The organism is Ideonella margarita (assembly GCF_038066635.1).
In the GTDB taxonomy this organism is placed as follows: Bacteria; Pseudomonadota; Gammaproteobacteria; order Burkholderiales; family Burkholderiaceae_C; genus Ideonella; species Ideonella margarita.
This window is the reverse complement of sequence record NZ_JBBUTI010000009.1, coordinates 123,080-143,671: the sequence shown is the minus strand read 5'-3', so window position 1 is coordinate 143,671 and position 20,592 is coordinate 123,080. Positions and strand designations below refer to the sequence as shown.

Sequence of the window (20,592 nt, the reverse complement as noted above, 5' to 3'; positions counted from 1 at the left end):
AAGCCGCGACTGGCGGGATCAGGCGGGCGAAGAGAACATGGCAGGCATCGCTGAGCCACGAGGACCACTGATGCCGCGCTACAAACCTGTTGACCGCAGCCCCCGATTTCTTCCGGTGGTGTTGGCCGAGCAGATCCAGCCCGGCACGTTCGAGTTTGCGTTGGACCACTTGGTGGACAACGAACTTGACCTGAGCATGCTGGACGCCAGGTTCCGCAACGACGACGTCGGCGCGAGTGCCTACGACCCACAGGTCATGCTCAAGATTGTCCTGCTGGCTTACAGCCGTGGTTTGGTGAGCAGCCGCAGCATTGCGCATGCCTGCCTGCATCACGTTCAGTTCATGGCCATCAGCGGCGACAGCCAACCCAGCTACACGCACATCGCCAAGTTCGTGCGCGGGTTGAAGGATCAGATCCAGCCGCTGTTCGTACAGGTGCTGATGACGTGTGACCGCCTGGGCTTGATCGGGCGGCAGATGTTTGCCATCGACGGTGTGAAGCTGCCCTGCAATGCCAGCAAGGAGCGCAGCGGCACGTTTGATGAGCTGGCGCATCGCGCCGCACGGCTGGACAAGGCCGCTGACAAGATCCTCGCCCTGCATCAAGCTCAGGATGCAGGTGGCGAGAGCCCGACAGCGTTGGACGCCGCGCGCCAGGCCCGCATCGACGAGTTGCGTCGAGAGGCTCGCGCCACTCGCGCCTTCGTTGCGGGACGCAAGCCACGGCTGAGTGAGCGGGGTCAGGAGCTCAAGAGCAACATCACTGATCCCGACAGCGCCAAGATGGCGACAGGCAAGGGCGTGATTCAGGGCTACGCGGCACAGGCCGCGGTGGACAGCGCACACCAGGTCATCGTGGCCGCCGAGGTGACGGGCTCCGGCTCGGAGCAGAACATGTTGCTGCCGATGATCGAGGCGGCGGCTCCGGTGCGTGCCGCTCACACGCTGATCACCGCAGACGCCGGCTACCACTCCAGCGAGAACGTCAACGCCCTGTGTGAGGCAGGTATCCCTGCACTGTTGGCAGACAACCAGATGCGCCAGCGCGACGAGCGCTACGCCGAGCAGGCCAAGCACAAGGCCAAGGGCGAGGTGCTGCACGACAAGCGCAAGCCGGCAGCCAGCCCGAACCCGAAGGTCAAGGGGTACTTCAGCGTGGCCGACTTCGTATTTGACGGCGCAAACACCTGCACCTGCCCGGCCGGCTGCACGCTGCGCAGCAGCGGCGCGCTGTACAACGCGGGGCGCTATCAGCGACAGGAGTTCAAGGCCCGGGCCAGCGACTGCCAGGCCTGCGCACTGCGGCCGCAGTGCATCCGCAAGCCAGAGACAGCGCAGCGCAAGATCGCCGTGCATCTGCGCATGCCAGATGACCCGAACGAGCCCATCCACCGCATGCGCGCGGCCATCGACAGCGCACACGGCCGTCAGCTTTACAGCCAGCGCATCGCCACCGTGGAGCCGGTGTTCGGCAACCTGCGGCACAACAAGCGACTGAGCAGGTTCACGGTTCGGGGCAAGGACAAGGTCAGCACGCAATGGCGCTTGTTCTGCCTGGTGCACAACATCGAGAAGGTCGCCAACCGGGTCGTTTGGGCGTGAAGCAGGGGGACAAGTGCCATCCCTCGCAGATCACGTTGGCAAGGCTGAAAATTCGATCAGAATGTATCAATCGGCCCGGATCAATCAGCCCGGTTTCGCAATGAAGAATCCATCTTCCTCACCATTCAACCGTCACTGCGCAGCACCCGAAAATCGGGTTATTGCCCAGCGTCGTTAGGGCGCACCATGCGCATCGTTAAGTCGCTCCGCGCCTACGCCGGGACGGCCTTTCGCTGGCAACGTGGGCGTCAAGGCACCGGGTACGACAAGATGCTTCTTCTCACCTCCCGGTGGCCACTGCCCTTTGACAGCTATCTCATTCGCTATCCCGAGGGGTCAGAGATTCCACCTCACACAGATCCAGTGCAGGCCGGTCGCCACTACCGGTTGAACATCATTCTCAAGTCGCCCAAGTCTGGCGGCGAATTCGTGTGCGCCAAACCGTTGTTCGCCACAGGGCGGATTAAGCTCTTCAGACCCGACGCCTGCGAGCACAGCGTCACGCAGGTCGTTGGCGGCAGTCGCTATGTACTTTCACTCGGCTGGGTGCTGGGCAAGAATGCGACCTAATCGGGTAGGCACCGGTTTCTAGCCGGCGCCCCCCCCACACCACCCACCATGCGGGTCCGCAGTGGGCGGTTCAACAAGTTGGCTCGCTCGACGTTGTGTTCAGCCCTTCGCGGTCGTGTAGCCCTGGGCCTTGCACCACAGCTCCTTCAAGCTGACCAAGCCCTGCGCTTTCAGCCACGCATTGGACAGCCCTTGCTGCACCGCCGGGGTTCGCGCCATATGCCAATAGCTCTTGTGCTGACACCGTGCTGGATCGCTGTCTTCAGGCTCACGCCTTGAGCCAGAAAGTGTCGGATCTTGGTGCGCGGCCAGCGCCACTGTTTCCAGTAGCACATCCGCATTCGCCGTCTGATCCAGTCGTCCAGCTCGGGCACTGGCCGGTAGTACTCGCTGATGCCGAAGTACGCCGTCCAGCCCCGCACGTATTGCCCCAGCTTGTGCAGCCGGTAGCCTGCTAGGGGCTGAGGTCGCAACGGCTTGCGCCGTGCGCTCAATAACGTTGCCGAGGATTCCCTTGATGGCCGTGGCTGCGCCCGTTCGATCTGACTGAGACCCATGCGCGGCGCTGGAGCGGTTGGGGCCGGTGCTCACGGCCATGTACGCGGCCGATGTGAAGGGCGGATGACCCAGCGTGGCACCTGAGAAGTTGCTGCGCGCCATGCTGCTGCAAGTGCTGTTCAACGTGTGCTCCGAGCGGCAGTTGATGGAGCAGGTGCACTACAACGTCGGCCCAGACAATCCCGGCCGAAGGCCGATTGGGTGATCACAGATGAGGCGCGGGGGCAACTCAAGTCGTTCGCGCCAGGTTGGTCGTTGCAGGTGGAGAGCAGCCAAAGTTTTTCGGGCTGACGGAGGCTGGTGAGCACACAAGGTGTCGCGCCGATATTCGGCGACCGGCGGCATAACGCCGCGCAGCAGGCTTGCCGCCGCCGCCCGGGCGTGAAACGGGAGGGGCCTGTGCCAACCATCGCCGTTCCTGTTGGCAAGGCCAAAATTCAATCAGAATAGACCGGACGGGTGGTCGGGCAGTTCGGATCAACCGGTCGTGTTTCGAAACGCAGCGCTGTCTGCGCCATCACTCAACCGTCAAGGCACCGCGCCCGGGAGTCGGGTTGTTGCCCAGCACTGTCATGCCGTACCAACCACCTGCCGCACATGTTCCCACCTGACATCCTCGCCGCCTACTTGGTGGCCGTCCTCCTCGTCGTTGTATCGCCGGGCCCCGACAACATTCTGGCCATGAGTCGCGGGCTGAGCCAGGGCCCGCTCGCCGGCACCTTGTCTTCCATCGGCGCGGGCCTGGGCATCATGGTTCATGCGGTTGCCGCGGCACTTGGTCTGGCGCTGGTGCTCCAGGCCTCGCCTGTGGCTTTTTGGGCCGTCAAGATTGTCGGCGCCGCATACCTGATCTGGCTGGGCTGCAAGGCCCTCACGGCTCGCAATCTGATCTCTTTCACGCCTGCAGCGCATCAGTCACTCGGTCGAGTTTTTTCCACTGGCCTGCTGTCAAATGTGCTGAATCCCAAGCCTGGCCTGTTCGTCGTGGCTTTCATTCCGCAGTTCACCAGCGTCTCGCGCGGTTCGATACCAGCACAGATCCTTGTGTATGGCGCCATCTTCGCGGTGGTCACCGCGGTCAGCTTCGCTGTTCTGGCCTGTGGTGCTGCACAACTGTCTGCATGGCTGTCTCGTCGCCCGAAGGCGGTGGCCGCTGTCAATATGGGCGCAGGCCTCACATTCGTCACTGCCGGGCTCTCCATTCTTGTGCTCGGTCGACGCGGCGCGGCCTGACTGTCAGATGTCGAGTGATTGATCACCTATACCGGTGTATCCAGCGCCACCGGCACCTTCACCGCCACGCACTTCACCAAGCTGCGCAGGGCCGGCAGGCAAGAGCCGCAGTTGGTGCCGCACTTCAGCGCCGCCTGCAATTGCGTGAGCCGGTGATCCGGGCTGCCTTCAAGGCCTTCCAGCTGCTGGCGAATCGCCGCTTCGTTCACGTTGAAGCAGGTGCACACCTGCGGACTGACCGGGGCCATTTGTTGCCCTGCCAAGGCACCGGGCATCAACAACTGGCGGGCCGGGTTGGGCAGCGCCGCATCTGATTCCAGCAGGCTGCGCAGCCAGGCTTCGCTTTTGGCGTCACTTCGCACATCACTTCGGGCATCGCCACGCAAATCGCCGTGCAAATCAGCACCCGCATCGCCCACCAGCCAGAAGGCGTCCAGCTGTTCCGCCCCTGCCCCGTTGGCATGCACGCGCACCGCACGGTGCTGGCCGCGCTCGGGGTCAAGGTAGCTGATGGCCTGCGGCCCGTCCACACCGAATGCCGCGCGCAGCGGCGCCAGCACGGCTTCACTCACCCGGCCCGCGGCGCCGGCACGCAGCAGCAGGCCGCTGCGGCCATGGGCGTCTGGCTCGCGGCCAAAGGGCAGCAGGCAGGCGTAACCGAAGGCGGCCATCGCGGGTTTGATCAGCTCACGCAGCGCGGCGGCTTCGCCCTCAGGCAGCCACGCCATGGCGGTCAATCGCCAGGGCAGCGCCACGGGTTCGATGGCCACCGCCGCATGCTTCAACTCGGGCTGCTTCGAGCGCGGGCAGAACGCGGGCGATGTGAGCGCATTCACGCCACCCGCAGCCACGCCGCCCAGCACCTCACCGCCCCAGTGCATGGCGATGAAGACCTGGCCCGGCGCCATGCGCTCGCTGCCGCGCGCACTCAGCACCACGTTGCCGCGGCGTGAACGCACGCGCAGCAGCTCACCCTCGGCCACGCCCAAGCGCGCCAGGTCAGCGGGGTGCACTTCCACGCTGGGCAGGCCGTCGTGGCCAAACAGGCGGCCCAGCTGGCCGGTGCGGCTCATGCCGTGCCACTGGTCACGCAGGCGGCCGGTAAGCAGGCCGAAGGGGTAGGCGTCATCACACGGCTCGGCCAGCGGCATGAAGGCCACATCGGCGAACTGCGCACGGCCATCGGGCGTCGGGAACATGCCGTCTTCATACAGGCGCACCCGGCCCACCGTGGCGCCTTCAGGAAGCGGCCACTGCTGCGGCCCCTGGGCTTCCAGCATGGCGTAGCTGAGGCCGGTGATGTCCAGGTCACGGCCGCGCGTGCTTTCCCGGTGCTCGCACCAAACCTGCTCGGGCGTGCGGTAGTCGAACATCGCCACGCGCTCCGGCGCGATCCGGGTGGCCAGGCGGCGCGCCACGTCGGCGGCAATGTCCCAGTCGTGGCGGGCCGCGCCAGCGGGCGGCAGGGCAGCGTGGGTACGGCTGATGCGGCGCTCGCTGTTGGTCACCGTGCCGTCTTTCTCGCCCCAGGTGGTGGCGGGCAGCAGCAGGTCGGCAAACGCGGCGGTGGCCGTGGTGGAAAAGGCCTCTTGCACGATGACAAATTCGGCGCGCTGCAAGGCCCGTTGCACGGTGGCTTGATCAGGCAGGCTCTGGGCCGGGTTGGTGCAGGCAATCCACAGTGCCTTGATCTGCCCATCGGCCGCGGCCTGGAACATTTCCACCGCCGTGAGGCCGGGCCTGGCTGGCACCTCGGGCACGCCCCAGAGTGCTGCCACCTCGGCCCGGTGCGCGGGGTTGGCCAGGTCGCGGTGCGCGCTCAGCAGGTTGGCAAGGCCACCCACTTCGCGGCCGCCCATGGCATTGGGCTGGCCGGTCAGGCTGAAGGGGCCGGCGCCGGGTTTGCCGATCTGGCCACAAGCCAGGTGCAGGTTGATCAGCGCCGCGTTCTTGGCGGTGCCGCTGCTGCTCTGGTTCAGGCCCTGGCAATACAGGCTGAGCGTGGCCGGGCTGCTGCCGAACCAGCGTGCGGCGGTGCGCAGGTCTTCGATGCGCAGGCCCGTCAGCTCGGCGGTGTGTTCGGGGGTGAAAGCCGCCACGCGCTGCTTGAGCGCATCGAAGCCAGCCGTGTGCGCGGCGATGTAATCGGGCCGGGTCAGCCCTTCCTGCAGCAGCAGGTGCAGCAGCCCGTGGTACAGCGCCACATCACTGCCGGGGCGCAGGGCCAGGTGCAGGTCGGCGGCGTCGGCGGTTTCGGTGCGGCGCGGGTCGGCCACGATCCAGCGCTGCGCCGGGTTGGCGCGCCGGGCATCTTCCAGCCGACGGAACAGCACCGGGTGCGCCCACGCCATGTTGGAGCCGGTGATGAACACCGTCTGCGCATGGGCCAGGTCTTCGTAGCTGCAGGGCGGCGCGTCAGCGCCCAGCGTGGCCTTGTAGCCGGCCACGGCGCTGCTCATGCACAGGCGCGAGTTGGTGTCGATGTGGTTGCTGCCCAGCAGGCCCTTCACCAGCTTGTTGAAGACGTAGTAGTCCTCCGTCAGCAGCTGGCCCGAGACATACACGCCGATGGCATCAGGACCGTGCTGTGCGTGGATCGCGGCGAGGCGATCAGCGGCGTGGTCAAGGGCGGCATCCCACCCCAGCGGCTGCGGCGCTGCGCCACGCTGCAGCCGCTGCATGGGTTGCAGCAGGCGCGTCTGGCGGGTGAGTGCGGGCGTGGCGGTGAGGTGCAGGGTCGAGCCCTTGGTGCACAGGCGGCCGAGGTTGGCGGGGTGCTGCTCGTCACCGCGCACGCTGATGATCTGGCGTTCATCGTGTTCGATGATGACGCCGCAGCCAACGCCGCAGTAGGGGCAGGTCGATCGGGTTTCAGCCATGGGGTGCTCGGTGGTCTGCCGCTCAGGCGCCCTGCAGGGCGGGGTGGCGTGGGGTGAACGTGGAGATGGCGGGTGTGATGCCAGCCGGTGCCGCCGGGGCAGCCAGCGACTCACAAGCCGCCTGGCCGAAGATCAGGCCATCACGCAGTGCAGCCACGGGGCGGCCGCTGCGGATGAGGTCGAGGTACCACGGGCCGTCGTGCGTGTCGCCATACAGGCAGGCACCCACGAGGCGGTTGCCGCGCAGCACCAGCTTCTTGTAGACGCCGCTGCGCAAATCGTTAAGCAGCAGTTCTTCACAGCCCTCGCCGCCCATGAAGTCGCCGGCCGAAAACAGATCAATGCCGGTGACCTTGAGCTTGGTCGACACCTGGCTGCCCGTGTAGCGGCCGAGCCCGTGTTCCGCCAGGTGCGTGGCACACACTTGGCCCTGCTCATACAGCGGCGCCACCAGGCCATACGCCACGCCGCGGTGGGCGGCGCACTCCCCCACCGCGTAGATGCGCGCGTCGGTCACGCTCTGCAAGGTGTCGGTCACCACGATGCCGCGCTGGCACAGCAAGCCAGCGGCTTCGGCCAGGGCGGTATTGGGCCGAATGCCGGCGGCCATCACCACCAGGTCGGCCGGCAGTTCACGGCCGTCTTGCAGGCGAACGGCGCGCACGCGGCCCTGCGGTGATGCCAGTAGCTCCGCCGTCTGGCTGTCCAGCGCAAAAGACAAGCCGCGCTCGCCCAGCGTGCGGGCCAGCAGGCCGCCGGCGGTGCGATCAAGCTGGCGGTCCATCAACCAGGCGGCCAGGTGCACCACGGTGACGCTCATGCCGCGCTGGCGCAGGCCGTTGGCGGCCTCCAAGCCCAGCACGCCACCACCAATCACCACGGCGTGGCGGTGCGTGCGCGCGGCGTCGATCATGGCCTCGGTATCAGCAATATCGCGGTACGAGATAACGCCTTCCAGCTCACGCCCCGGCAAGGGCGGCACAAAGGGCGTTGAGCCGGTGGCAATCAACAGGCGGTCGTAATGCGCTTCAGTGCCATCGGCGGCCACCACCACGCGGCGGGCGCGATCGATGCGCACCACCGCCTTGCCCAGGTGCAGCGTGATGCCGTGACGCGCATACCAATGCAGCGGGTTGAGCACGATCTCATCGATCGTCTGCTCACCGGCCAGCACCGGCGACAACATGATGCGGTTGTAGTTGGGGTGCGGCTCGGCGCCGAACACGGTGATGTCGTAGAGGTCTGGCGCCGTCTTCAACAGCTCTTCCAGCGTACGAACGCCGGCCATGCCGTTACCGATCATCACCAGTTGAAGTTTCTTCATCGCGCTGCCATTTGAGGACGGCCCCAGGAACTCACGCACCTCGTCCACCGCTCGCTTCCAGTACAGGCGCATCACACCAACGCAGCTGCCTGCCCCGCGCAGCAAAACGCGGAGTTGGCCAAAGCCAGTGCAGATGAGAAGGGGGGATGGGCCGATGCCCTGGAAGCGCTGGCCGCACCGCCGTTGGCGGGCCAGAAGGGACGAGGCGCGAGAGCGCTCGAGACGATGTACGCAAACATCGTGCCGGGCAAAAACGGCCTGCAGGCGGCCATGGCGCACAAGCTTGGTGCGCCCGGTGCGTGCGCCTGGAACACCCCGTCAAAGCCTCAGGCCAAGCATGCAATGAGCGGCAAGACTTCGCCTATGCTTCGGGCCTGTTGTCTTGCCGTCTATGGATGTTGATGCGCCCTTCCCCTTTGCTTGCATGGCTTGGCCCGGCGCTTGATGACGCCCAGGCAGCGAGCTGGCAATTGCGCCTGCAAGAGGGCGGGCACGCCGCCGTGGACATGGTGCATGGTGCGCAGGCCCTGAACCAAGTTGGCGCGCCGGCCGCACCACGGGCCGTCATCGTGGTGGCAAACGCACCGCAACTGCTGGCTGCCCTGCAAGGCCACACCTGGCCCGGTGGCCCGGTGAGCCTGTTCGGCCCCACCCCCACCCATGCTGAGGCCGATGCCTTGCTGGCCGCGGGCGTGAGTGGCTGGTGGCCCGACACGCTCAGCGCCTCGGCCCTGAACGCCGCACTGGCCCTGGACCGCGTGCGCTGGCAACAAGGCATTGATGCCAGCACCCAGCTCGACCGCGCCCGGGCGCAGCTGGATGAACGCCAGTGGGTCGACCGCGCCAAGGGCGTGCTGATGAGCGCCCGCGGCATCGGCGAAAACGAAGCCTTCACCTTGCTGCGTGGCGCCGCCATGCACGCCAACCTGCGCATGGGCGAGCTGTCGCGCTCGGTGACCGAAGCTGCCCGCTGGGCCGATGCGATGAACCGCGCCGGCCAGCTGCGCATGTTGTCGCAGCGGCTGGCGAAGCTGGCGGTGCAGCGCTGGTCGGCCCTGGACGCCCGCCGCGCCCGCACCGACCAGGACGAAGCCTTGCGCCGCCTGGCGGACAACCTCACGCACCTGCAGGCCCTGCCCGCCCCGGCCACGGGCAGCGCGCCGTGGGCGAGCGCCCTGGCCACCGTGCAGCAGGCCAGCGAGGACTTGAGCGAGGCGCTGTCAGGCCGGCTGGGCGCTGAGATGCTGCGCCGGGTTGATGAGCGTGCCGACACCCTGCTGGCGGCGGCTGAGCAGCTGATCGTGGCGCTGGAAGCCGCCAGTGGCCGCCGCGCGCTGCACATCATCAATTTGTGCGGCCGGCAGCGCATGCGGGTGCAACGCGTGGCCAAACAAGCCTTGCTGGCGCAAAGCCTGGGGGATGCGGGCCGTCAGGCGTCATTGCCTGCACTGCTGGACGACTTCGAAGCGGCGCTGCGTGAACTGCAAGCCGCGCCTTTGAGCTCGAACGACATCCGCGAGGTGTTGCACGCCGCCAATGACGAATGGCTGCACCTGCTGCGAGGGCTGCACCAGTTGAACCAGGAAACCGGCCGCCTGACCTTGAGCCAGGCCAGCGACAAACTGCTGTCGCTGTTCGAGCGCCTGACCGCCTCTTACGAGCGCAGTCTGCAAGTCATCATGGCCTGAGCTTGGGCTACGCACACGCACCCGACATGCCATCTGCCATGCCTTCAATGCCCTCTGTTTTTCAGCTGCACATCACGGATGTGTCGATGCCGCCGGGCGGTGCGTCTGCGGGCGCTTCAGCCAGCGCATTCACCACCCTGATGGGGCTGCGGAACGAGTTGGGCGCGCACACCCAGGCCCACCAAGTCATCGTCGGCCCCACCGCAGCTGCGCTGGCCGCTGCACAGGCGGCGCTGGCTGCGAACAACCACAAAAACACCACACCCAACACCCCCCTCGGCCCGCTCACCGTCTTCGCCCCGCTGCCAGAGCCGGCCGCACTGGCCAAGCTCGGGCATGCCGGCCTGACGGGCTGGTGGCCGATGGACGACACCGCCCCCGCCGCATTGCTGGCCTCTTGCCTGCACATGGACCAGGCCCGCTGGCGCCAACTTGAAACAGCGAATGCAGCGCTGCACTCCGTGCGCACCGAGCTGGAAGAGCAGCGCTGGGTGGAGCGCGCCAAGGGCGTGCTGATGCAGGCGCGGCAGTTGTCGAGCGACGAGGCACTGCACCTGCTGCGCGGCGCAGCCACAGGCGCGGGCTTGCCGCTGGGCGAGGTGTCTCGGGCGGTGGCGCAAACCGCGCAGTGGGCCGAAGCCGTGAACCGGGCCGGCCGCTTGCGCATGCTGTCGCAGCGGCTGATCAAGCTGGCCGCCCAGGTGCTGGCGGGGGTAAATACGCGGCGCGCCAAGCAGGCCCAGGGCATTGCCATGCGGCAGGTGGAGAGTTGCCTGAAGACGCTCGATGACCTGCTCGAATCACGCTCGGCCGACCCGGCGGGCCTGGACGCGCTGCGCGCCGTGCACCAGGCCTGGCAGGCGCTGCTGGCCCTGCTGACACCGCGGATGACCCTGCGCACGCTGCAACAGGCTGACGACGCCGCAGCCACCCTGCTGCACTGCGCCGAGGCCCTGACCGACGCGCTGGAAGCCGGCGGTGCGCGGCGCGCGCTGCGTCTCGTCAACCTGTGCGGGCGCCAGCGCATGCAGGTGCAGCGGCTGGCGAAAGAAGCGCTGCTGGCAGCGCTGCTGCAGCAACCAGAACGGCTGGATGCACTGCCCGCCGTGATGCAGTCATTCGAGGCCGCCGTGCAGGAACTGGAACACGCCCCACTGGGCAGCCCCGCCGCCCGCGCCACGCTCAGCGCCGCGCGTGAGCAGTGGTTGAACCTGCTGCGCGGCCTGCGGCTGCCTGACGGGCAAGAGGGCCGGCAAGCCCTGGCCGTGGCCAGCGACGCCTTGCTGGTGCTCTTCGATGAGCTCACCGACGATTACGAACACAGCCTGCAGCTGATCTTGTCGTGAGCCGCCGCCCCGTGCTGGGGCGCCCAGGCACCGGGGCCGTGCAAGCGCGCCTGCGTCAGTGCCCCTCCTGACCCTGAAAACACCAAGGCACGGGCACCACACCGGGCAAGCCATCAAGCCAAACGCTTGGCACAGCGCTTGCATGCCTTGAGCCCGAGCCGATCAACCCACCGGGGTTCTTCGGCCTCTCCTTCGCACAGCCTCTGCCAACGCCGGTAGAGCCCAGACGCCGCCTCGGTCGTCCCTGCTGGAGCCAGATGTCGTCTGGTTGCTGTTGTCATGTACCCCTCGTTGGTTCTGCCGCCCGGCTAGTGCGTGCGTGCGTGCGTGCTTGCATTTGTGCATTTGTGCATTCGCGCTCGCCCTGCCCGTGCGGCTGAGCTAACGACTCTGCTCACTGAAAGACACCCATGAAGATCATCGTCGTCGGCCACGGCATGGTGGGCCACAAGTTCCTCGAGAGCGTGGCGGGCAGCGACCTGGCCAGCGCGCAGGTCACGGTGCTGTGTGAAGAGCCACGGCCGGCCTACGACCGCGTGCACCTGTCTGAGTTCTTCTCGGGCAAATCGGCCGACGAGCTCTCGCTGGTCGAGCCCGGCTTCTTCGAGCGCACCGGTTACAGCCTGCGGCTGGCCGCCTGCGCCGCCAGCATCGACCGCCGCGCCAAGACGGTGACGACGGTCAGCGGCGAGGTGCTGCCCTACGACAAGCTGGTGCTGGCCACCGGCTCGTTCCCCTTCGTGCCCCCGGTGCCGGGGCGTGACCGCCACGACGTGTTTGTCTACCGCACCATTGAAGACCTGGAGGCGATGCAGGCCGCCGGTGCGCGCAGCCAGACCGGCGTGGTGGTGGGCGGCGGTTTGCTGGGCCTGGAATGTGCCAAGGCCCTGTGTGACCTGGGCCTGCAAACCCATGTGGTGGAGTTCGCGCCGCGCCTGATGGCCGTGCAGGTGGATGAAGGCGGCGCGCGCATCCTGCGCGAGAAGATCGAAGCGCTGGGCGTGCAGGTGCACACCGGCAAGAACACCGTCGAGATCACCGACGGCGCCACCGCCCGGCACCGCATGGTGTTTGCCGACGGCAGCCACCTGGAGACCGACATGATCGTGTTTTCAGCGGGCATCCGGCCGCGTGACCAGCTGGCGCGCGACAGCCTGCTGGCCATCGGTGCGCGGGGCGGCATCGCCATCGACAGCGCCTGCCGCACCAGCGACCACGACATCTACGCCGTGGGTGAGTGCGCGGCCTGGAACGACCAGACCTTCGGCCTGGTGGCGCCAGGCTACGAAATGGCCCGCGTGGCCGCCCGCCAGGTGGCCGGCGACACAGACGCCACATTCGCCGGTGCCGACATGAGCACAAAGCTCAAGTTGATGGGCGTGGATGTGGCCAGCATCGGAGATGCCCACGGCAAGACGCCGCACAGCCGCAGCTTCCAGTACGTCGATGAGATCAAGCAGATCTACAAGAAGATCGTGGTGAGTGCCGACGGCCAGTTGCTGCTCGGCGCCGTGCTGGTGGGCAACGCCGATGAATACGGCACCTTGCTGCAGATGGCGCTCAACGGCATCGCGCTGCCACCCAACCCCGAGTTCCTGATCTTGCCGAGCAGCGACGGCCAGGCCAAGCCCGGCCTGGGTGTGGATGCGCTGCCCGACGGCGCCATGATCTGCTCGTGCAACAGCGTCACCAAGGGGCAGATCTGCCAGGCGGTGGGCGAAGGCAATACCAGCATCGCGCAGCTCAAGGCCTGCACCAAGGCCGGGGCCACCTGCGGCGGTTGCGTGCCGCTGGTGACGCAGGTGATGAAGGCCGAGATGAGCAAGCGCGGCATGGCGGTGAACAACCACCTGTGCGAGCACTTCGCCTACTCGCGCCAGGAGCTGTTTCACCTGGTTCGCGTCGGCCAGATCAAGACCTTCGACGAGCTGCTGGCCAGGCACGGCCAGGGCCTGGGCTGCGACATCTGCAAGCCCACCGCCGCGAGCGTGCTGGCCTCCGTCTGGAACGACTTCGTGCTCAAGCCCGAGCTGGCCAGCCTGCAAGACAGCAACGACTACTTCCTGGGTAACATCCAGAAAGACGGCACCTACTCGGTCGTGCCGCGCATGCCGGGCGGTGAAGTCACGCCCGACGGCCTGATCGCCGTGGGCACCGTGGCGAAGAAGTACGGGCTTTACACCAAGGTCACGGGCGGCGCGCGGGTCGACATGTTCGGCGCCCGGCTGGAGCAGTTGCCGCTGATCTGGGAAGAGCTGATCGCCGCCGGCTTTGAATCAGGCCACGCCTACGGCAAGAGCCTGCGCACGGTGAAGAGCTGCGTGGGCAGCACCTGGTGCCGCTACGGCGTGGACGATTCAGTGGGCCTGGCGGTGGAGCTGGAGAACCGCTACAAGGGCCTGCGCGCGCCGCACAAGATCAAGTTCGGCGTGTCGGGCTGCACCCGCGAATGCGCCGAAGCGCAGGGCAAGGACATCGGCATCATCGCCACCGACAAGGGCTGGAACCTGTACGTGTGCGGCAACGGCGGCATGAAGCCGCGCCATGCCGAATTGTTCGCCTCTGACCTGAGCAAGGCCGAGCTGATCCGGCTGATCGACCGCGTGCTGATGTTCTATGTGCGCACCGCCGACCGCCTGCAGCGCACCAGCACCTGGCGCGAGAACCTGGAGGGCGGCCTGGGCTACCTGCAGGACGTCATCCTGAAAGACAGCCTGAAGCTGTGCGCCGAGCTGGAAGCGCAGATGCAGAACGTGGTGGACACCTACCAGTGCGAGTGGAAAACCGCGGTGAACACGCCTGCCGTGCGGCAGCGCTTCCGCAGCTTCGTCAACAGCGACAAGGCCGATGAGCACATCGTGTTCGTGGAAGAGCGCGGCCAGATCCGCCCTGCCCGCCCCGAAGAACGGCACCCCGCCTGAGCCCCATTCCGGAGAAGCCCCATGAACACCGCCACCCTGAGCTGGACCACCGTCTGCGCAGCCACCGACATCCTGCCAAACACGGGCGTCTGCGCCCGCGTGGCCAACCGCCACATCGCCATCTTCCGCGTGGGTGAGGCGCAGTTCTACGCCATCGACAACGTTGACCCGAAATCCGGCGCCAGCGTGTTGTCGCGCGGGCTGGTGGGCAACCTGGGGCCACGCCTTGTGGTGGCTTCACCGCTGTACAAGAACCACTTCGACCTGAAGACCGGCGAGTGCCTGGAGCTGCCCGACTGCTCGGTGCAGGCGCATGCGGTGCGGGTGGAGGCGGGCGCAGTTCAGGTGGCTTGCGGCTGAGTGGGATGATGTGCAGGTGCGGCGGCGATCAGGCCCGTCATGTCATCCAGCCGTCGCCCCAACGCAAGGAACGTCTCCCATGAAGCTCGGCTACACCATTCTCTACGTGCCCGACGTGGCCGCCTCCCTCAGCTTCTTCGAGCAGGCCTTTGGCTTGCAGCGGAAGTTCCTGCACGAGAGCGGCACCTACGGCGAGCTGGACACAGGCAGCACCACGCTGTCGTTCGCCGCGCATGAGCTGGGCGACATGAACTTCGAAGGTGGCCATGTGCATGCACACAACTCCGTGCAGCCACTGGGCTTTGAAGTGGCGCTGGTGACGGACGACGTGCCTGCCGCCCATGCCCGCGCCGTGGCCGCAGGCGCCCGCAGCATGGCGCAGCCGGTGGCCAAGCCCTGGGGGCAGGTGGTGTCTTACGTGCGTTGCCCGGACGGCATGCTGGTGGAGCTGTGCACGCCGATGGGCGGTTGAGCGCCCGCCAAACCGGACAACTCAACCACGGGCTCAATGACCATGGCGATGCCCGTGGTGCAGATCGGGCACATGCGCGTGGGCATGCCTGATCGGCTCATGCACATGCGCATGGCTGTGCGCCCCCACGGGCATCGGCTCATGGACATGGTTGTGGTGGCCGTCGTCGTGGGTGTGGGCGTGTTCATGCGCCATCGGCTCATGCTCGTGTTCATGGGCATGGGACTCGGCCAGGTGCACCACCACGCCCGCCAGCATCAACAGGCCGCCGAGCAGCAGCAAGCCGCTGCCTGAACGGTGGCCCAGCGCCAGCGCGCAGGCGGCGCCGATGAAGGGCGCAAACGCAAACACCGAGCCGGTGCGCGCCGCGCCAAAAGCGCGTTGGGCCAGCAAGTACAAACGCAAGCTGAGCCCGTAGCCGGTGGCCCCCACGGCAAAGAGGCCGGCCGCCTGCGCGGCCGAAGGCAAGGGCTCATCCAGCGCCAGCGCCAGCAGCGCCGTCACCACCGAGCCGAGCAGCGCCTTGGCCAGCACCACCTGGCCGGGGTCACGGTCAGCCAAGGCGCGCGACAAGGTGTTGTCAACGCCCCAGGCCGCTGTGGCCCCCATCACCGCCAGCAGGCCGAGCCAGCCCGCTGCCGCAGCGCCGCTGGCTGTGGCCGCACCCAGCCGCTGGTCCAGCACCAGCAACATGCCGCCCAGCAGCAGCAGGCCCATGGCCGTCCACACGCGGCCGTCCATGGTTTCGCCATAAAGGCGCCAGGCCAGCAGCGCGGTGAACAGGGCTTCCAGCGTCAGCATCAAGGACGCGCTGGTGCCGCTGGTGTGCTGCAACCCCCAGGCCAGCGCCACCGGCCCGATCACGGCGCCCATCAGCGCCATGGCGAACAGACGGGGCCAATCAGCCCGGGCCAGCCGCGCTTCCAGGTCAACCCGGCTGCGCGAGAGTGCGCCCACGGCAGCGGCCCCCGCATACAACAGCGCTGCTGTGGAAAACGGCCCGAGGCCGGCGCCCAGAGCCTGTACCAGCGGCGTGCTCACGCCGAAAAGCACAGCGGCCAGCAAGGCGAGCAAACCGCCGCGCAGCGCCGGGCCGCGAAGGGCGTGGTCAGCCTGCATCACGAGTGAACTCATACCGGCTGCGCACCACGTCGTCGCGGCCAGATCGCACTTCGCGCTTGGTCAGCAACCAGGTGCGCGGCGTGAGGCGCCATTCGAAGTGATCAACGCCGCCGTCCACCCGGCGCTCGTAGTTCAGCTGGGCACCCTGCGCGCCGGCTTCCAGCAGCGTGACCGTGTAGTCGGTGCTGCCGGGCTTCGAGACGCCCGACAAGGAGGTCAGCCGCTTGGCCGCCACATCCAGCCGCAGACGTTCGTAGGAGTACACCGTCTTGCCGGGGCCGTCGTCGTAGACGTAATACAGCGCCAGCTCGTCGGGCGAGATCAATGCGCCGCTCACCCGGGTGGCCAGCGTGACCATGCGGTCGGGGTTTTGATAGTCGCGGTAGGTGAGCGTGCCGCGCCAGGCGCCCACGCCAGCGGCAAGCAGCGCATCGGGCGGGGGGTCGTACAGGGCCCAGGCGGGCGCGGCCACAAGACCGCCAAACGCACCACACGCCGAGAGAAAACGTCGCTTGTTCATGCGGGCACCTGGACCGTCGCCTTGACGTGTTTGAGGTTGGTAATGATGGTGAAGCTCATCAGCACAAGCAGCGACCACGCGTTCCACTTCGTCACGTGCACCGCCGCCCATGCGCCAAGCTGGTGAGGATAGGCCCACAGCCCGAAAAACGTGCCGATGTTTTCCGCCAGCCAGATGAAGAAGCCGATGAGCACCATGGCCAACGGCAAGGGCATGCGCCGGTCTTGCAGGTGCGGCCTGAACACCACCCGGGCCCGCGCGTACAGGCCCAGCGCGGCAGCACCCAAGTACCAACGGTAGTCGCCGATGAAGTGGTGGGTGAAGAAGTTGAGGTAGATGGCGGTTGCGATCAGGCCCGCCATCCAGTAGGGCGGATGGTGCTCGACCCGCAGGTCAAACAGCCGCCAGGCCTGGATGATGTAGCTGCCCACCGCCGCGTACATGAAGCCGGAAAACAGCGGCACGCCAAACAGCTTGGAATAGGCCGGATCAGGGTACGACCACGACCGGATGCCGCTCGACGTCTTGAACACCTCCAGGGCAAAACCGAGCAGGTGGAACAGGCAGATGGCCTTGAGCTCATCCATCGTTTCTCGGCCCGTGCGCACCAGCCAGATCTGGATGCCCAGCGCGATCAGCAAGAGCAGGTCATACCGGGGCACAGCCAGCCAGCCACCACGCGGCACCAGCAGCACCGCCGCGAAGAACAGGCCGGCGAAGATGCAGGCCTGCGCTTCCTTCCAGGTGAAGTGGGCGAACTCGACCAGCCACCTGGCTGATGGCTGCGATGGGGCGGCGGCAACGATGCGCATGAAAAAGGCAACGGTGGCACCCTGCCCGGCAAGCCGGATGTGCCACGCTGGAAACAACAGATGTGCCGGACGATACCTGCAACAGGCGCAGCAGCGCCCTCAGCCCCCAGCTGAAGGCCGCCGCGCCAGGTGCACCCCCGCCAGCATGCAGCGCACCGAACCGCCGGCCATCTCGATGGTGGGCACCGCCAGCGGCACCAGCGTGGCGGTGCGGACGATGGCGCGCTGCTGCGCCGCATCCAGGCTGGCCGCCGCGCGGGCCGACAGCGCCAGCAGGCGCCCGCCACGGCCCGTCAACTCCAGCGCATTGCCGGCGAACTCCGCGATCTGGTGCCTGCTCAGGGCGATGACCTCGCGGCCTGACTCTTCCAGCCGCGCGCGCACCTCGGCACGCCGGGCCGGCTCACGGATCAAATCCAGCCCCACCAGCGCGAACTCGGTGGCCACGCACATCAGCACATTGGTGTGATAAATCGGCTGGCCAGTGGCGTCCGCCGTGTCGAACACCATCGGCTCATAGTTGAAGTGGGTGCAGAAGCGCTCCAGCGCCACGGCGTCGGCCCGGTTGGAGCGGGCGGTGTAGGCCACGCGCATCACATGGTCGAGCACCATCGCGCCGGTGCCTTCCAGGAACAGGCCATCAGCCTCCAGGCCGGAGTAGTCGATCACGTCCTGCACCCGGTACTCGCGCTTGAGCATCTCGATGATGTCGGTGCGCCGTTCGCGGCGGCGGTTGGGGGAGTGCATCGGGTATAGCGCCACATGCCCGCCCGGGTGCGTTGAAAACCAGTTGTTCGGGAACACAGAATCCGGCGTGTCTGCCGCGCCGTCATCGTCGAACTGGTGCACGCGCACGCCGTGCTCGCGCAGGGTGTGCGCGGCCTCGGTGGCCTCGGCATGGGCGGCTGCGGCCAAGGGCGCTGCGGGCAAGCCGGCTGCGCTGCGCTGGAAGGCGTTGTCAGCAGCGGTTTGCGGGTTGGGATGGAAGTGGTGCGGGCGCACCATCACCACGGCCGACGGGGCCTGGATGGACGGGAGGCTGGTGAACTGCGGGGCGTTGATCATGGCGGGAGGCAGGCTTGGAACGCCCTCAGTGTCTGCAGCCCCGGCGCCAGTTTGAAGCCAGAGTGCCGATCAAAACTCTGGCTACACTGAACACATCGCCAACACGGTTGATCAAAATGAGCTCAATTGACGACACCGACCGCGAACTGATTGCCCTGCTGCGGGCCGACGGCCGAGCCACGGTGGCGGCCCTGGCCGCCAAGCTGAAGGTGGCGCGCGGCACGGTGCAGAATCGCATGGCCCGCCTGCAGCGCGACGGCATCATCGTGGGCTACACCGTGCGCCTGAAGCCGCAGGTGGAGGCCCACCGCATCCGCGCGCTGATGAGCATCGCGGTGGAGGGCAACAGCAGCGAAGGCGTGATCAAGTCGCTGCGCGGCCACCCGAATGTCTCGGCGATCTACACCACCAACGGCCGCTGGGACATCGTCGCCGAGCTGCAGGCCGAATCGCTCGAAGCCTTCGACCGGGTGCTCGGCGCCATCCGCCTGTTCAAGGGCATTGCCAACACCGAAACCAGCATCCTGCTGTCCACCCACAAGCTGTGAGTTGAAGCCGGGCTGGCTGGTGCAGCCTCAGGCTTTCGGGGGCAGCAACCCTGGGGCCAGCGCCTTGCCCATGAACACGCTGAGCGGGTGCTCGGCATAGCTGCCGAAGGCGCCGCACACGCTGAACCCACAGGCCCGGTAGAAGGCAATCGCCTCGGGCTGCAACGGCCCGGTTTCCAGCTTCAACGTCCGGCACCCACGTGCCTGTGCGGCGGCTTCCAGCAGCTGCATCAGTTGATGAGCCACCCCTTGGCCACGTGCAGCCGGCGCCACGTACATGCGCTTGACCTCGCCCACGTCAGCGCCCGGCAAACCGCCGAGCACCACGGCGCCGCACCCCACCGCCGCGCCCTGGGCATCACGCGCCACGGCAAACAGCACATTGGGCTGCGTGAGCGCACCCAGGTCCAGCGCATAGCGCGCCTCCGGCGGATACAGGCTGTCCTGGTAGGCGTCCAGCGCGGCGATCAGCGCCACCACGCCCGGCTGATCGGCCGGCTCCAGCGCGACCCTCATCAAGCTGCGCCGAACAACATGCCGGCAGCAAAGCCCACGGCCGCCGACAACACCAGGAAGCCCATATAGGCCAGCAGTCCCAGCAGCAGCGGTCGGCCCCACTTCTGACGCGGGTAGGTCTTGCCGAAGCGCGACACCACGTAGGCATTCTGCGATTTGCCGTGGGCGTAGTACCAGGTGATCAACAAGGCCAGGCCGCTGATGCGGCCCAGCACATCAGCCACAAGTTCATTCCGACCCAACACGCTCAGCAGCACAGCCAGGGCCAGGAACGCCGCTGTGCCCACCATCCACCGCTTCGACGTGGCCGCCTTCTCAGGCTCACCCAGCGCCTGCCAGTTCCTCATCTGCAGCCAGGCGCCAAAGACAGGCGTGAACAGCAGGCTCCAGCTGGCGGCGGCATTGGGGTTCCACAGCTTGGGCGCGGTGCCCGGCGGTGTGCTCAAGTGGCTCACATCGGCCACTTCCGAACGGGGTGGCGCATACAGGTTGTTGTCTTGGGTCACGGGTTTCCTCCTGGGTTGTGATTGTCGTGGGGCGGCCGTAGTTGGGCGGCTGTAGTTGGCGGCTGTAGCAAGGCGTCAAGCCACGCGCCGGTTGTAGGCCAGAAAAACGTCGTCGCGCACCCAGCCCAGCGCTTCATACAGGCGCTGGGCCTGCTGGTTCGTGCGGGCGGTGGTCAGGTCCATGCGCACCATGCCGTCGGCGTGGGCGCGTTGCTCTGCCGCCAGCAGCAGCGCGCGGCCCACGCCGCCTTGCCGGGCGGCAGGCGAGACGAACAGGTCGTACAGCGTGTAGATGGGCGCCGCTTCCACCGAGCAGAAGCTGGGGTAGAGCTGGCAGAAGCCCAGCAGCTCGCCACCGCCGTCGCCCTGGGCCACCAGCAGCACCGACTCACCCTGCTCGAAGCGCCGGGTGATGAAGGCGAGTGCCGCAGCCGCGTCGGCGGGCTGCTCGTAGAACTGGCGGTACTGGTCAAACAAGGCTGCCACGGCGGGCAGGTCGGCCTGCTGGGCAGGGCGGATGATCAAGGGCATGCGGGCTCCGGAAGGCTC

At 67.1% G+C, this 20,592-nt stretch carries 18 protein-coding genes and 2 pseudogenes; 10 read left to right on the top strand and 10 right to left on the bottom strand.

The window, feature by feature from the left end:
* Positions 1-70 precede the first annotated feature (70 nt).
* Complete coding sequence (locus tag AACH00_RS14270) at positions 71-1,603, top strand: IS1182 family transposase (RefSeq protein ID WP_341399830.1); 1,533 nt, start codon at positions 71-73, stop codon at positions 1,601-1,603.
* A gap of 186 nt (positions 1,604-1,789) precedes the next feature.
* Positions 1,790-2,173: a 2OG-Fe(II) oxygenase gene (locus AACH00_RS14265; protein WP_341399829.1), complete on the top strand. Its 384-nt coding sequence runs from the start codon at positions 1,790-1,792 to the stop codon at positions 2,171-2,173.
* 170 nt (positions 2,174-2,343) lie between these two features.
* Here AACH00_RS14265 and AACH00_RS19885 read toward each other — a convergent pair whose 3' ends face one another.
* Positions 2,344-2,730, bottom strand: a complete 387-nt coding sequence (locus tag AACH00_RS19885) for a group II intron maturase-specific domain-containing protein (RefSeq protein WP_423221939.1) — start codon at positions 2,728-2,730, stop codon at positions 2,344-2,346.
* A 38-nt stretch (positions 2,731-2,768) separates the two neighbouring features.
* Between AACH00_RS19885 and AACH00_RS14260 the strand changes: the two are divergent.
* Together AACH00_RS14260 and AACH00_RS14255 are read left to right on the top strand one after the other, a co-directional pair.
* Positions 2,769-2,900, top strand: a pseudogene (locus AACH00_RS14260) (transposase); the annotation flags it as partial.
* 428 nt (positions 2,901-3,328) lie between these two features.
* On the top strand, positions 3,329-3,964 hold the full coding sequence (locus AACH00_RS14255) for a LysE family translocator (RefSeq protein WP_341399828.1): 636 nt from the start codon (positions 3,329-3,331) through the stop codon (positions 3,962-3,964).
* A gap of 26 nt (positions 3,965-3,990) precedes the next feature.
* On the opposite strand, the gene AACH00_RS14250 is transcribed toward AACH00_RS14255, so the two are convergent.
* Complete coding sequence (locus AACH00_RS14250; protein ID WP_341399827.1) at positions 3,991-6,843, bottom strand: nitrate reductase; 2,853 nt, start codon at positions 6,841-6,843, stop codon at positions 3,991-3,993.
* Positions 6,844-6,910: 67 nt separating this feature from the next.
* A pseudogene (locus AACH00_RS14245) lies at positions 6,911-8,167 on the bottom strand (NAD(P)/FAD-dependent oxidoreductase); the annotation flags it as partial.
* A 401-nt stretch (positions 8,168-8,568) separates the two neighbouring features.
* Here AACH00_RS14245 and AACH00_RS14240 point away from each other — a divergent pair.
* The 5 genes from AACH00_RS14240 to AACH00_RS14220 all read left to right on the top strand — a co-directional run bounded on the left by AACH00_RS14240 (position 8,569) and on the right by AACH00_RS14220 (position 14,954).
* Positions 8,569-9,855: a type IV pili methyl-accepting chemotaxis transducer N-terminal domain-containing protein gene (locus tag AACH00_RS14240; protein ID WP_341399826.1), complete on the top strand. Its 1,287-nt coding sequence runs from the start codon at positions 8,569-8,571 to the stop codon at positions 9,853-9,855.
* 47 nt (positions 9,856-9,902) lie between these two features.
* Complete coding sequence (locus tag AACH00_RS14235) at positions 9,903-11,201, top strand: type IV pili methyl-accepting chemotaxis transducer N-terminal domain-containing protein (protein ID WP_341399825.1); 1,299 nt, start codon at positions 9,903-9,905, stop codon at positions 11,199-11,201.
* 410 nt (positions 11,202-11,611) lie between these two features.
* Positions 11,612-14,122 carry a nitrite reductase large subunit NirB gene (gene nirB, locus AACH00_RS14230; protein ID WP_341399824.1) on the top strand — a complete coding sequence of 837 codons (2,511 nt, stop codon included), beginning with the start codon at positions 11,612-11,614 and terminating at the stop codon, positions 14,120-14,122.
* A gap of 21 nt (positions 14,123-14,143) precedes the next feature.
* On the top strand, positions 14,144-14,482 hold the full coding sequence (gene nirD, locus AACH00_RS14225) for a nitrite reductase small subunit NirD (RefSeq protein ID WP_341399823.1): 339 nt from the start codon (positions 14,144-14,146) through the stop codon (positions 14,480-14,482).
* Between the two features lie 79 nt (positions 14,483-14,561).
* On the top strand, positions 14,562-14,954 hold the full coding sequence (locus AACH00_RS14220) for a VOC family protein (RefSeq protein WP_341399822.1): 393 nt from the start codon (positions 14,562-14,564) through the stop codon (positions 14,952-14,954).
* Between the two features lie 33 nt (positions 14,955-14,987).
* On the opposite strand, the gene AACH00_RS14215 is transcribed toward AACH00_RS14220, so the two are convergent.
* The 4 genes from AACH00_RS14215 to ctlX form a co-directional block, all read right to left on the bottom strand.
* Positions 14,988-16,088, bottom strand: coding sequence for a DMT family transporter (locus AACH00_RS14215; protein ID WP_341399821.1), 1,101 nt, complete (start codon positions 16,086-16,088; stop codon positions 14,988-14,990).
* Positions 16,063-16,596 carry a hypothetical protein gene (locus tag AACH00_RS14210; RefSeq protein ID WP_341399820.1) on the bottom strand — a complete coding sequence of 178 codons (534 nt, stop codon included), beginning with the start codon at positions 16,594-16,596 and terminating at the stop codon, positions 16,063-16,065. Before AACH00_RS14210 ends, AACH00_RS14215 begins: the two co-directional genes overlap by 26 nt.
* Positions 16,593-17,408, bottom strand: a complete 816-nt coding sequence (locus AACH00_RS14205) for a DUF817 domain-containing protein (RefSeq protein ID WP_341399819.1) — start codon at positions 17,406-17,408, stop codon at positions 16,593-16,595. The genes AACH00_RS14210 and AACH00_RS14205 overlap by 4 nt, the downstream gene beginning before the upstream one ends.
* Before the next feature lie 99 nt (positions 17,409-17,507).
* A complete protein-coding gene (ctlX, locus tag AACH00_RS14200) occupies positions 17,508-18,473 on the bottom strand; it encodes a citrulline utilization hydrolase CtlX (protein ID WP_341399818.1) in 966 nt (321 codons plus the stop codon).
* 116 nt (positions 18,474-18,589) lie between these two features.
* Between ctlX and AACH00_RS14195 the strand changes: the two genes are divergently transcribed.
* Entirely contained in the window at positions 18,590-19,021 is a 432-nt protein-coding gene (locus AACH00_RS14195) for an Lrp/AsnC family transcriptional regulator (protein ID WP_341399817.1), read from the top strand.
* A 27-nt stretch (positions 19,022-19,048) separates the two neighbouring features.
* Here AACH00_RS14195 and AACH00_RS14190 read toward each other — a convergent pair whose 3' ends face one another.
* The 3 genes from AACH00_RS14190 to AACH00_RS14180 all read right to left on the bottom strand — a co-directional run bounded on the left by AACH00_RS14190 (position 19,049) and on the right by AACH00_RS14180 (position 20,574).
* On the bottom strand, positions 19,049-19,537 hold the full coding sequence (locus AACH00_RS14190; protein WP_341399816.1) for a GNAT family N-acetyltransferase: 489 nt from the start codon (positions 19,535-19,537) through the stop codon (positions 19,049-19,051).
* Positions 19,537-20,043, bottom strand: coding sequence for a hypothetical protein (locus AACH00_RS14185; protein ID WP_341399815.1), 507 nt, complete (start codon positions 20,041-20,043; stop codon positions 19,537-19,539). Before AACH00_RS14185 ends, AACH00_RS14190 begins: the two co-directional genes overlap by 1 nt.
* Before the next feature lie 75 nt (positions 20,044-20,118).
* Positions 20,119-20,574 (bottom strand): GNAT family N-acetyltransferase, encoded by a 456-nt coding sequence (locus tag AACH00_RS14180; RefSeq protein ID WP_341399814.1) that lies wholly within the window; start codon positions 20,572-20,574, stop codon positions 20,119-20,121.
* Between the last annotated feature and the right edge of the window lie 18 nt (positions 20,575-20,592).

What these genes read in the sequence shown, in the direction of transcription:
- AACH00_RS19885 (WP_423221939.1), bottom strand. Translation starts at nt 2,730, where the DNA reads ATGGGTCTCAGTCAGATCGAACGGGCGCAGCCACGGCCATCAAGGGAA.
- nirD (WP_341399823.1), top strand. Translation starts at nt 14,144, where the DNA reads ATGAACACCGCCACCCTGAGCTGGACCACCGTCTGCGCAGCCACCGAC.
- AACH00_RS14255 (WP_341399828.1), top strand. Translation starts at nt 3,329, where the DNA reads ATGTTCCCACCTGACATCCTCGCCGCCTACTTGGTGGCCGTCCTCCTC.
- AACH00_RS14265 (WP_341399829.1), top strand. Translation starts at nt 1,790, where the DNA reads ATGCGCATCGTTAAGTCGCTCCGCGCCTACGCCGGGACGGCCTTTCGC.
- AACH00_RS14215 (WP_341399821.1), bottom strand. Translation starts at nt 16,088, where the DNA reads ATGAGTTCACTCGTGATGCAGGCTGACCACGCCCTTCGCGGCCCGGCG.
- AACH00_RS14270 (WP_341399830.1), top strand. Translation starts at nt 71, where the DNA reads ATGCCGCGCTACAAACCTGTTGACCGCAGCCCCCGATTTCTTCCGGTG.
- AACH00_RS14220 (WP_341399822.1), top strand. Translation starts at nt 14,562, where the DNA reads ATGAAGCTCGGCTACACCATTCTCTACGTGCCCGACGTGGCCGCCTCC.
- AACH00_RS14180 (WP_341399814.1), bottom strand. Translation starts at nt 20,574, where the DNA reads ATGCCCTTGATCATCCGCCCTGCCCAGCAGGCCGACCTGCCCGCCGTG.
- AACH00_RS14240 (WP_341399826.1), top strand. Translation starts at nt 8,569, where the DNA reads ATGCGCCCTTCCCCTTTGCTTGCATGGCTTGGCCCGGCGCTTGATGAC.
- AACH00_RS14190 (WP_341399816.1), bottom strand. Translation starts at nt 19,537, where the DNA reads ATGAGGGTCGCGCTGGAGCCGGCCGATCAGCCGGGCGTGGTGGCGCTG.
- AACH00_RS14210 (WP_341399820.1), bottom strand. Translation starts at nt 16,596, where the DNA reads ATGAACAAGCGACGTTTTCTCTCGGCGTGTGGTGCGTTTGGCGGTCTT.
- nirB (WP_341399824.1), top strand. Translation starts at nt 11,612, where the DNA reads ATGAAGATCATCGTCGTCGGCCACGGCATGGTGGGCCACAAGTTCCTC.
- AACH00_RS14195 (WP_341399817.1), top strand. Translation starts at nt 18,590, where the DNA reads ATGAGCTCAATTGACGACACCGACCGCGAACTGATTGCCCTGCTGCGG.
- ctlX (WP_341399818.1), bottom strand. Translation starts at nt 18,473, where the DNA reads ATGATCAACGCCCCGCAGTTCACCAGCCTCCCGTCCATCCAGGCCCCG.
- AACH00_RS14205 (WP_341399819.1), bottom strand. Translation starts at nt 17,408, where the DNA reads ATGCGCATCGTTGCCGCCGCCCCATCGCAGCCATCAGCCAGGTGGCTG.
- AACH00_RS14235 (WP_341399825.1), top strand. Translation starts at nt 9,903, where the DNA reads ATGCCCTCTGTTTTTCAGCTGCACATCACGGATGTGTCGATGCCGCCG.
- AACH00_RS14250 (WP_341399827.1), bottom strand. Translation starts at nt 6,843, where the DNA reads ATGGCTGAAACCCGATCGACCTGCCCCTACTGCGGCGTTGGCTGCGGC.